Annotated in this window: 11 protein-coding genes; 9 read left to right on the top strand and 2 right to left on the bottom strand. The window is 30.3% G+C overall.

Annotated features, from left to right (window positions below; genetic code table 11):
- Positions 1-13 precede the first annotated feature (13 nt).
- The 5 genes from Q0V67_RS06145 to Q0V67_RS06165 are packed head-to-tail and all read left to right on the top strand — an operon-like array spanning position 14 to position 5358.
- Positions 14-808, top strand: coding sequence for an FAD binding domain-containing protein (locus tag Q0V67_RS06145; RefSeq protein WP_297598043.1), 795 nt, complete (start codon positions 14-16; stop codon positions 806-808).
- Positions 809-1273, top strand: a complete 465-nt coding sequence (locus Q0V67_RS06150; protein ID WP_297598044.1) for a 2Fe-2S iron-sulfur cluster-binding protein — start codon at positions 809-811, stop codon at positions 1271-1273. It begins immediately after the preceding gene.
- A complete protein-coding gene (locus tag Q0V67_RS06155) occupies positions 1260-3512 on the top strand; it encodes a molybdopterin cofactor-binding domain-containing protein (RefSeq protein WP_297598045.1) in 2253 nt (750 codons plus the stop codon). Before Q0V67_RS06150 ends, Q0V67_RS06155 begins: the two co-directional genes overlap by 14 nt.
- A gap of 8 nt (positions 3513-3520) precedes the next feature.
- The gene (gene yqeC / locus Q0V67_RS06160; protein ID WP_297598047.1) at positions 3521-4795 is read left to right on the top strand and encodes a selenium cofactor biosynthesis protein YqeC; all 1275 of its coding nucleotides are present in this window, start codon (positions 3521-3523) and stop codon (positions 4793-4795) included.
- Positions 4792-5358: a xanthine phosphoribosyltransferase gene (locus Q0V67_RS06165; RefSeq protein WP_297598048.1), complete on the top strand. Its 567-nt coding sequence runs from the start codon at positions 4792-4794 to the stop codon at positions 5356-5358. Before yqeC ends, Q0V67_RS06165 begins: the two co-directional genes overlap by 4 nt.
- A 2-nt stretch (positions 5359-5360) precedes the next feature.
- Here Q0V67_RS06165 and Q0V67_RS06170 read toward each other — a convergent pair whose 3' ends face one another.
- Positions 5361-5936 (bottom strand): hypothetical protein, encoded by a 576-nt coding sequence (locus Q0V67_RS06170; protein ID WP_297598050.1) that lies wholly within the window; start codon positions 5934-5936, stop codon positions 5361-5363.
- A complete protein-coding gene (gene mnmH / locus Q0V67_RS06175; protein WP_297598052.1) occupies positions 5899-6939 on the bottom strand; it encodes a tRNA 2-selenouridine(34) synthase MnmH in 1041 nt (346 codons plus the stop codon). The genes Q0V67_RS06170 and mnmH overlap by 38 nt, the downstream gene beginning before the upstream one ends.
- A 131-nt stretch (positions 6940-7070) precedes the next feature.
- On the opposite strand from mnmH, the gene recQ reads away from it, so the two are divergent.
- Genes recQ through raiA form a run of 4 tightly spaced genes read left to right on the top strand, consistent with a single transcriptional unit; the run spans position 7071 to position 11459 of the window.
- Complete coding sequence (gene recQ / locus Q0V67_RS06180; RefSeq protein ID WP_297598053.1) at positions 7071-8990, top strand: DNA helicase RecQ; 1920 nt, start codon at positions 7071-7073, stop codon at positions 8988-8990.
- Positions 8991-9004: 14 nt separating this feature from the next.
- Positions 9005-10171, top strand: a complete 1167-nt coding sequence (locus Q0V67_RS06185) for an ABC transporter permease (RefSeq protein ID WP_297598054.1) — start codon at positions 9005-9007, stop codon at positions 10169-10171.
- Entirely contained in the window at positions 10164-10841 is a 678-nt protein-coding gene (locus tag Q0V67_RS06190) for an ABC transporter ATP-binding protein (RefSeq protein WP_297598055.1), read from the top strand. Before Q0V67_RS06185 ends, Q0V67_RS06190 begins: the two co-directional genes overlap by 8 nt.
- 57 nt (positions 10842-10898) lie before the next feature.
- Complete coding sequence (gene raiA, locus Q0V67_RS06195) at positions 10899-11459, top strand: ribosome-associated translation inhibitor RaiA (protein WP_297598056.1); 561 nt, start codon at positions 10899-10901, stop codon at positions 11457-11459.
- Positions 11460-11486 lie beyond the last annotated feature (27 nt).

The raw sequence follows: 11486 nt of genomic DNA on the forward strand, positions 1-11486 counted from the left end.
TGGAGGTTTTAATTTGTTTGCTTTTTCAAATTTTTTTTTAGCACCATCTCTTGATGTTGCCTATTCAGAATTATTAAAAAATAAAAAAAATATAATTCTTGGCGGAACTTCTTATTTAAGAATGGGAAATACTTCTTGGAATACTGCTATTGATATTTCTAACTTAAATCTTAACTATATTGAAGAAAAAGATGACTTCATTACTATTGGTTCTATGACTAATTTTAGAGATCTTGAGACAAATCATATTTTAAATACTTATTTTGGTAACATTTTTAATATAGCTCTTAAAGATATTATTGGCGTACAATTCAGAAAAAATGTTACTGCTGGAGCAACTGTTTTTAGTAAGTATGGTTTTTCTGATTTGATTCCTGTTTTACTTGCTCTTGGAACTAAAATAAAGCTTTTTGCTGGCGGTATTGTTACTTTAGAAGATTTTCTAAAAGAAACCACTGTAAGACAAGATATCTTAGTGGAGGTTTTAATTCCTAAAATTAAAACTGTATGTTCTTTTCAAACCGTTAGAAAAAGTAAAACCGATTACTCTATTATAAATTTAGCCATTTGTAACAATAAAAACAACATATCTATAGCTGTTGGCTCTAGACCAGGAAGAGCTGTCCTAGCCAAAGAAACCATGAGTATCTTGAATAATAGTGATAACCTAGAACTTTCTATCATTGATGCTTTAAAACATATTAGTGAGGAGATATCTCTAGATTCAAATATGAGAAGCTCTAAAGTTTATAGAGAACTTCTTTTAACCGCATTATTAAAAAAAGGCATTCAGGAGGTTTTAAAATAAATGTTATTAACTACTACTATAAATAATAGAAAAAAAGAACTACTTATAAAAGATGATGAATATTTAGTTGATACTCTTAGAAGTGCAGGATATTTAAGTGTTAAAAAAGGGTGCGATACTGGCGCTTGTGGTCTTTGTACTGTTCTCTTAAACGACTCTCCTATTCTATCTTGCAGTACACTTTCTGCTAGAGTTGAAGGTAAAAAAATCTCTACTATTGAACATTTCCCAAAAGAAGCTAAACTTTTTGCTTCTTTTATGACTCAAGAAGGGGCTGAACAATGTGGCTTTTGTTCACCAGGTTTCACCCTTACTGTTATTGCTATGATAAGAGAGTTAAAAAATCCAAGTGATGATGATATTATGCACTATTTAAATGGTAACTTATGTAGATGTAGCGGATATGTTTCACAACTTAGAGCTATAAAAAAATTTATGGAGGCGATTAAAAATGAAAATTGTTAATACCTCTGTTCCAAAAATTGATGGTATGGGACTTGTTAGTGGTTCGCCCTCTTATACTGACGATTTAGTTTTGAATAACAATGTTCTTATTATAAAGCTTTTAAGATCTCCACACGCTTTTGCTAAAATTAACTCTATCGATACTTCTATCGCTCTTAAAGTTCCAGGAGTAGAAGCGATCTATACCCACGAAGACACTCCTAAAACACGATTTACTCTTGCTGGACAGGGCTTTCCTGAACCATCACCCTATGACAGAAGAATACTTGACGAGTATGTTCGATATGTTGGTGACCCTGTGGCTATTATTGCTGCTGAAGATGAAAAATCTGCTGAAAAAGCTATGAAACTTATAAAGATTAACTATGACGTTTTAACTCCTATTTTAGATTTTGAAAAAGCTATCGATTCAGATACAATTATTCATCCAGAGGATGTGCATACAAACTTTGAGATAGGTTATGAAAAAGAAAGAAATATAGTTTCAAAAGCCTATGATGAAAAACCTGGTGTGGATGAAGGGTTTGCAAATAGTGATATTATTTTAGAAAGAACCTACTACACACAACCTCAAATTCATGCCATGATGGAAACATATAGATCATACAGCTATTTTGATTCTAATGAAAGATTAACTACTATTACCTCTACACAAATACCTTTTCATGTTAGAAGACACCTTGCAAGGGCTTTAGATGTTCCTAGTAGTAAACTTAGAGTTATCAAACCTAAAGTTGGAGGTGGCTTTGGTGGTAAACAAACTGCTGTATGTGAAATATATAGTGCTTTTGTTACGCTAAAGACAGGAAAACCTTCTAAAATTATATATAATAGAAAGGAAACCCATACTTGTACAACGACAAGACACGCTATGAGACTTGATGTTAAAATTGGTGCCGATTTAGAAGGAAACATCAAAGCTATTGATATAAACACTCTATCAAACACAGGGGCCTATGGCGAACACGCTCCCACAGTTACATCTCTGGTTTCATATAAAACTTTTCCTCTTTATGAAAAAGTTCCAATGAGATTTAATGCTCACATAGTCTATACAAATACTATGAATGCTGGAGCTTTTAGAGGTTATGGAGCTACACAAGGAACTTTTGCCGTAGAGTCCATAATCAATGAATTAGCACATAAGCTAAACCTTGACCCATCTGAAGTCAGAATGAAAAATTTAGTTGAACCTGGAGAAGGGAAGTACATAAGTAGTGGCGATATTAAAAAGTGTGTAGAAATTGGAAAAGAAAAATTTAACTGGAATGAAAAATTCATTCCTAAAGAAGTTGCTTCTAACAAGATTAGAGCTGTCGGAATGGCTGTTACTATGCAAGGTTCTGGAATAGCAGGCATTGATACTGCTGCAGCTACAATTAAATTAGGTGATCGTGGAGATTTTACTCTTATGATTGGTGTTACTGAAATGGGACAAGGATGCGATACAATCTTAACACAAATCGCTGCTGAAGTTCTAGAAATTCCTATGAGTAAAATTGTTATTCATACTGCTGACACCGATATTTCTCCATATGACCCTGGGGCTTATGCTTCAAGTGGAACATATGTCACTGGAAATGCAGTGATCATCGCTGCTAATAAGATGAAAGAAGAGATTTTAAAAGGCGCTTCTAAAATGTTTAATGTTGATATAGATTCTATTGAATACCTAGGAGACACTATTAAATTTGAAGATAAAATTATCTCTTTAGAAGAGTTTGCTCAACGTTCAATATCTTTTGAAGGTATGAATCAAATCACTACTACTGGAACTTGGGGCGGTGATACTTCACCTCCACCTTTTATTGCAGGATTTGCCGAAGTTGAAGTGGATACCTTAACCGGAGAAGTTGTGGTTACTGACTATCTTTCTGTTGTTGATTGTGGAACTCCTATAAATCCTAACCTTGTTAAAGTTCAAGTTGAAGGTGGAACTTCTCAAGGAATAGGTCTTGCACTTTTTGAAGATATAAAGTATGATAAGAAAGGAAGAGTTATCTCCGATTCATTTATGCAATATAAGATACCTTCTAGAATAGAATGTAAAAAAATTAGAGTTGAATTCTCAAATTCATATGAAAAAACAGGTCCTTTTGGAGCTAAATCAGTTGGTGAAGTAGTTATTAATACTCCTGCTCCAGCTATTATAGATGCCATTTATAGAGCCACAAAAGTAAGGGTTAGAGACCTACCCGCAACTTCTGAAAAAATTCTTATGGGAATTCTAAATATATAGGAGTGATTATGGTTGAACTTTTTAATATTGATAAAGGGGATATCGTTTCTATTACGGGAGCTGGCGGAAAGACATCTTTAATGTTTTTTTTAGCAAATTCTCTTTCTGAAAAAGGAACTGTTCTTATCACAACAACTACAAAAATTTTCAAACCAAAAGATACAAAGAAAATTAAATTAATTTTTATAGGTCCTGAGGAGATTCACTCTATATCTCCTCAGGATAATTATATATATCTCTATTGTCCAAATATTATAGATAATAAAATACAAAGTGCTTCCTTTGAAGACGTTAATAAATTAAAGAGTAAATTTGATTATATTCTTATTGAAGCTGATGGGAGCTCTGGTAAATCTTTGAAAGGATGGAAAGAAAATGAGCCACAAATACTTAGTATATCAACTAAAACTATTGCTGTTATTGATATAACTACTTTAGGGGAGGTCAAATCTGAATCAACTATTCACAGATTTAATTTATATACAGAGCAATTTCTGCAAAACTCTACTTCAATCACCAAAGAGGATATTATTAACTATATTGATAGGGAGGTCTTTTTTAAAAATTCTAAAGGTCAAAATATTATTTTCTTCAATAAAATTGAGTCTCTTAAATTTTTTGAATATTTTTTTGAGATTGCAAATTCTATAAAAAGTAACAATATCTATTTTGGTTCTGTCTTTAACAGCTCTATCTCCAAATTTAAAAATATTACCGCTATTATTTTAGCGTCTGGATTTTCAAAGCGTTTTGGAACAAATAAACTGGATATAAAATTAAAAAACAAAATGACTCTTTTAGAGCATGTTCTCTTTAATGTTACACAACTACAATTTAAAGAGAAAATGCTTATTGGAAAAGATTATCTATACCTAAATCTTGCTCATACTTATGGTTTTAAATATCTAGAGAATATTTTTTCTCACTTAGGACAAAGTCAAGCCGTAGTTTTAGGTACTAAATTTGCTACTCTCGATGGTTTTATTTTTATTCCTGGAGATATGCCTTTTTTAACTAAATTTTCTCTTCTTAAAATCATTTGGAAATTTCAAATACACAATAAAATTATTGTTCCATTTGTAAATAACCAAAAATATGCACCTGTTTTATTTCCTAAAAAATACTCTAAAAATTTATTGGAGCTCAAAGGTGATTCAGGGGGAAGAGAGATTCTAAACAAAACTTGTTTTATTAAATGTACGTTTGAAAACTCAATTGAGTTTTTTGATATAGACACAAAAGAAGATTTAAAATTATTAGAAATATCGGAGGAAATTTTATGAAATTATTAAAAGAATATATTGAAAAATATGGAGCTGTTACTGATAGTTCTATTCTTAAAGTGGATAGTTTTATCAACCACCAGATTGATCCTATTCTTATGATGGAAATCGGTGAAGAGTTCAAAAATCGTTTTAGCGATAAAAAAATTAATAAAGTTTTAACTATTGAAGCTTCTGGTATTGCTATTGCTATTGCTGTTGCTTATGCTTTAAAAGTTCCCATGGTTTTTGCTAAAAAGAAAAAACCTTCAACTATGGGAGAGGCTTACAACGCAACTGTTCACTCTTTTACAAAAAAAACTGACTATAATATAACTGTTTCAAAAGAGTTTTTAACTTCTCAAGATAATGTCTTAATTGTCGATGATTTTTTAGCTATGGGAAATGCCATTATAGGGCTTAAAAATATTGTTGATGAAGCCGGCGCTACTGTTGCTGGTATTGGTATTGCTATTGAAAAAGGATTCCAACCTGGAGGAGAGATATTAAAAAAGCAAGGGCTACATCTTGAGTCCCTTGCTATAATAGATTCTTTAGAAAATAATCAAATCACTCTTAGATAAATTTATTTAACTAAGGCTGGTAAAAGACCTAATATTGTAAATACAATTACAATCATTAGGTTTTTTTTTATCTCTTTTCTATAAATTTTAGATTCATTTAAAATGTTTTTATTTTTATAATCTCTGCTCCAATTTATATACCCAATCGTTGAAGCTAATAAAAATCCTATTGTGAAACATAATAGATCTGCAAAATCATAAGTGCCTATAAAAGTCCCATGTCCACCATAGCTATTTTGAAAAAACTCTAGGCCTATCATGAAAAAAAATATTATATTAAATACCTTCTGAGCAGTTTTGTAAAAAATTCTATTATGAAGCATCGCTACACCAAATGAAAAAATCCACAATCCATCTGGCAAAGAATAAATTATCCAATTTGGAATATATTTTCTATAGACCCACACACTTTTCCTTATATCCTCCACTAGATAGTTCAAATGTGCAACTTCTATAAATTTATAATAAAACAGTTTTCTACTTCTAAACAAAAGGTATATTATAACCCCAAGTGAAAAGGAGAATAATACTAAAACAATTTTATTTAGTAGCCTCTTTTCCATAAATACCTTTTTCATTTAGATATCTCACCACTTTCTCCACTCCCACTTCAAGAGTTTCATAAAATATTTCTGTATCATATTCATATTTTTCAATACTTTTTTGATAAAGAGGATCGTAATAATCAGTCATCAATACTTTTGATAGTTCATCTATTTTAGACTCATTTAATAGTTTTGTAAACTCATCATACATGCTATTATCTATATACCTTTTAACTCTATCTAAACAGCTTTGTAACTCCTCTATTTTAGCTCCTGCATAATCCTCTCTGATTATATCCACTCTTTGCTCTATTGTTGTATCTAGAGATAAATGTGTCGCATTTGCAAGCGATGTGAAGACTGATTCAGGAACATATACATTTCCTATTCTTTTACTTTCACTTTCTGCTAAAACATAGTCAGGTCTATTCTTATATAAATAATCAAAAATCAAAGATTCAAATCTTTTTTGGCTCTGTGCTCTTTTCTCACAAACTCCTCCAAAAAAAGACCCTTTATGATCTGCCATTTTCTCTAAATCTAAAACAGAATATCCCATTTCATCCAATCTTTGTAAAACTTTTGTTTTTCCTATTCCTGTTTTCCCATGTAAAACATAATATTCTATCCCTTCATTCAATTTTGGAATCTCTTCAAGTATATACTGTCTGTATCCTTTATATCCTCCTTCTAATTTCCAAGTTGTATATCCCAAAGCAGAAAAAAGTGCAGACATAGATCCACTTCTCATCCCGCCACGAGCACAATAGAATGCCAATCTTCCTTTTGCATGTTTCTGAACCTCTCTAAATATATCTGGCAGTCTTTTAGCAATAGCTTCAACTCCTAGTTCCTTGGCTTTTTCAGGAGAAACTTGTTTATATGCTGTTCCCACATCTACTCTCTCATCATCCAACAGTAAAGGAATGTTTATAGCACCTGGAATTGGTTCTTCTTCAAACTCTTTTGGAGTCCTAACATCTATCAATGTGTAATTTCTTTCTTTCAAAAGTTGTTCATATGTTACTAAAATCATTTTTTCCTCCATTTTACATATATTCATTATATTTTACTATGAATTTTAATAAATTTGAATATTATTTATATAAAAATTATCTTTATTATGTTAAAATCTAGTAAAACTAAACTTTATTTAGAAAGGAAGTTATGAAATTAAAAGCAAAGCAATTATTAAAAACAATATACGGTTATGATAATTTTAGAAAAGGACAGGGCGCTATAATTAATTCCGTTCTTTCTAAAAGAGATACTTTAGGTGTTATGTCTACAGGTGGTGGAAAATCTATATGTTACCAAATTCCAGCTCTTCTATACCCTCATCTAACACTTGTTATCTCTCCACTAATATCTCTTATGAAAGATCAAGTAGATTCTTTAAAGTATCTGGGTGTACATGCTGGATTTTTAAATTCTACTCTATCTAGAGATGAATACATTAAATTAATTCACGGTATAAAATCTAAAAAAATAAAACTTCTATATATTGCTCCTGAAAGACTTATGAATGAAAATTTCATCTCTTTCATAAAAAATATTCCTTTATCTCTAATTGCTGTTGATGAAGCTCATTGTATCTCTCAATGGGGCCATGATTTTAGAAAAAGTTATCTTGAAATCCCTAATTTTTTAAGAAAAATAGAGCAACATCCTCAAGTTTTAGCCCTTACAGCTACAGCCACTTTAAAAGTTAGAGAGGATATTATTGAAAAGTTAGAACTTCGAGGTCCTAAAGTTCATGTTGATGGGTTTGATCGAGATAATATTACCTTTAAGGTTGAAAAAAATATAGTTCCTGAAGCTTTTATAGTGGAATATTTAAAACGCAATGAAAAAAAATCTGGAATAATCTATGCGTCCACTAGAAAAGAGGTTGACAATCTTTATAGTTATTTACAGCTCAAAGGATTTAATGTTGGAAAATATCATGCTGGATTAGAAGAAAAAGAACGCTCTATCTTCCAAGATGAATTTTTAAAAGACAACATTAACATTATGATTGCCACAAATGCTTTTGGAATGGGAATTGATAAATCTAATGTCAGATATGTTATTCACAGAAATATTCCAAAAGATTTAGAAAGCTATTATCAGGAAGCTGGAAGAGCTGGAAGAGACGGTGCTCCTTCAGAAGCAATTCTTCTATTTTTAGAAGAGGATGTGTCTACGCAAGAGTTTTTAATAGAACAAAATGAAGACAGTACTAAAGATTTAAAAATTAAAAAAAATAAAAAACTTGATCAAATGGTTGACTATGCTTACTTAGAAAGTTGTTATCGAGAATATATTCTAAAATATTTTGGAGATAAACGAATAAAAAATTATTGTGGTAATTGTGGTAATTGTAAAAATTTTAAAGATGTAAAATCTTTTACCTTGGAGGGACAAAAAATTTTTTCTTGTATAGGAAGAAGTAAAGAGTCTATTGGTATATCCACTCTTACTAATATTTTAATGGGAAAAGTTGATACTAAAATTGAGAGAAAAGAATATTTTAAACTCTCAACATTTGGTATTATGTCTGACTATAATCGAACTTGGTTAGAGGAATTTATTTACTATCTAATCTCTGAGCAATATCTACAGCAAAGTGCTGGAAGCTTTCCTACTTTAAAATTAACATCAAAAGCTTTTGATGTTTTAAAAAATATTAAAGCAATTTTTAGAAAAACAAATGAATCTGTCACATTTGATTATTTTGAGAATCCTCTCTTTGAAACATTAAATATTTTGAGAAAAGATATATCTGAAAAAGAAAATGTTGCACCATATATAATTTTTTCTGACTTAACTCTTTTGGAAATGGCAGAAAAAAAACCAAAAAATCGTTGGGAAATGCTAAAAATAAGAGGTGTTGGTAACCAAAAGTTTAAAAACTATGGAAATATTTTTTTAAAAACAATAAATGAACTTACGCCACAAGATTTAGAGATACTTCATGTTGAAAATATTATTGATGAAAAATATTTAGGCGAATTACAATTAGAAGATTTAAAAACATCTTTAAATCTAAATATTACAACAGAGCAATTGAAAGAGATTTTAATAAAAACTCTTTTTACTAACTAATACGAGGTGAATTAATGTTATTTGAATTTTTTATAGCTAAAAAACATATTTTCGAACATAAAAAACAAAGTTTTATAGGTCTACTAGGTATCGCAATTGGAATTATCGTTCTTACAGTTTCAATTGGAATCTCGAATGGACTAAATAAAAATATGATTGAAAGTATTCTTTCTCTTTCCAGTCATATCACTGTCATCGGTAATGAAAATATTAAAAATTTTACAGAATTAGAAAACATTTTTTTAAAATACCCACAAGTGAAAGGTGTTATTCCGAAAGTTTCTACTCAGGGGATTATAAAATATAATGGTATTTTAGGAACTCATGTTTCTGGAGTTAAACTAGAAGGTATGGATTTAAAACAAGCCATTCCGGCTCTTAACTTAGAAAACAAAATAAAACACGGTAGTGTAGACTTAGATAATAAAAAAGGCATCTTAATCGGTGAAGAGCTATTTAATCGACTGGGTGCACGCCTTGGTGACCCTATAAGTGTTATCTCCGCAAATAATAAGGAGTTAAAACTCGAAATCATGGGTACTTTTCAGAGTGGATATTATGATTATGATCTATCTATGGTTATTCTCCCTCTAAAAACAGCACAATACATAACTGAAAGAGACAACACTGTTAGCTCCTTGGATTTAATTTTAAAAAATCCTTATACTGCTGAAATTATTTCTAATAAAATTTATGAAGATACTGGTCTTTATAATAGAACTTGGGGAAGTTTAAATCAAAATCTTTTAAAAGCACTCAATCTTGAAAAAACAGTGATGGTTATAGGTTTTTCACTTATTGTTCTTATTGCAGGGTTTGTAGTTTGGGTTATTTTGAATACAATGGTTAGAGAGAAAATTCGTTACATTGGAATTATGAGGTCTATGGGGATATCTCACAGTAGTATTGTTAAAATTTTTTTAATACAGGGTATAATTCTAGGATTTATCGGAATTATTTTAGGAGTTTTTATATCTCTGTTTCTTCTTTGGTATATAAAAACTTACTCACTCCCTGAAATATCATCCATATATTATTTATCTAAAGTTCCTGTTGAACTTTCAGCTAAAGAACTTTTTATTATAATCGCCGCAAATATAGTTTTAATTTTTTTATCTAGCATTTTTCCAGCATATAAAGCTGGCAAACTTAAAATAGTGGAGGCTTTAAGACATGACTAAAAAAATCATACTAGAATTAAAAAATATTTGTAAAAATTATTCTACCAAAACCGAGACTCTTGAGATTATTAAAAATTTAAATCTTCAAGTTGAAGAAGGAGATTTTATATCTATTCTTGGCCAATCTGGTTCTGGAAAAACTACACTTTTAAATTTAATCGGCCTTTTAGATTCTGCCACTTCTGGAGAAATTTATATAAATGGAGATGAAATTTCTGTCAATAGTTCTTCGATAGATTTAATACGAAATAAAATGATTGGTTTTGTTTTCCAATTTCATTACCTACTTCCTGAATTTACCGCTCTTGAAAATGTCATGATCCCTGCATTAACTCAAGACTTTAATAAAAAAAAAGAAATAGAAAAAAAAGCTCTTGATCTTTTAAATGATGTGGGTCTTTCTCATAGAGCTGCTCATAAGCCTAACGAACTCTCTGGTGGAGAAAAACAAAGAGTCGCAATAGCACGTGCCTTGATCAATGATCCTAAAATTTTGCTTCTTGATGAGCCTACTGGGAATCTAGATAATGAAACAAGTGAGAAAATTTTTAATATTTTCAAACAAATTAATGAAAATAAACGTCAAACAATTATAACAGTAACACATTCAAGAGAGCTTTCTGAAATTTCTCATAAAAAATTATTTCTAAAAAAAGGAATTATTGTTTAGTGAAAGTATAGAAGGTTAACAGGAATACCTATAATCCATAATAAAGGGGTGGTTTGTATGAAAATAAACTATAACACTAACGGAGACCTTGTTATCACTGATGCTATAAAAGCTCACTGTGAAAAAAACTTTTCTAAATTAAAGAAATTTTTTGATAACATTTTAACTGTTAACGTAACTTTATCTGCTACTAAATCTAAAACTGGACCTCTACAAAGAGTTGATGCTAGAGTTCACCTTAATGGAAATGTTATAAAAGGTGTTTACACAGATGATGATCTTTATAATGCGATAGATCGTGTTACAGATATTCTGTCTAAACAAATTAAAAAACACAAAGAAAAGCTTAGAGATAACAATCATACTATCCCCACATTTGCTGATGGCAAAAAAATAACTTTTGAATCTTCAGATAACTCTATTACGGTTGAATCTACTAAAAGGATTGCAAGTGTAACAGTTAATCCCAGACCAATGGATATTGAAGAGGCCATCTTACAGTTAGAAGCTTTGAATAAAGATTTTTATGTTTTTACAAATTCAGAGACTGGAGATATGAATATTGTTTATAAAAAAAGAAATGGAGATTATGGGCATGTAGAACCCGCTCATTTTTAATCTCTTAGAACCCTAGTAGCTCTAGGG

It is taken from the genome of uncultured Cetobacterium sp., from assembly GCF_947072685.1.
Classification (GTDB): domain Bacteria; phylum Fusobacteriota; class Fusobacteriia; order Fusobacteriales; family Fusobacteriaceae; genus Cetobacterium_A.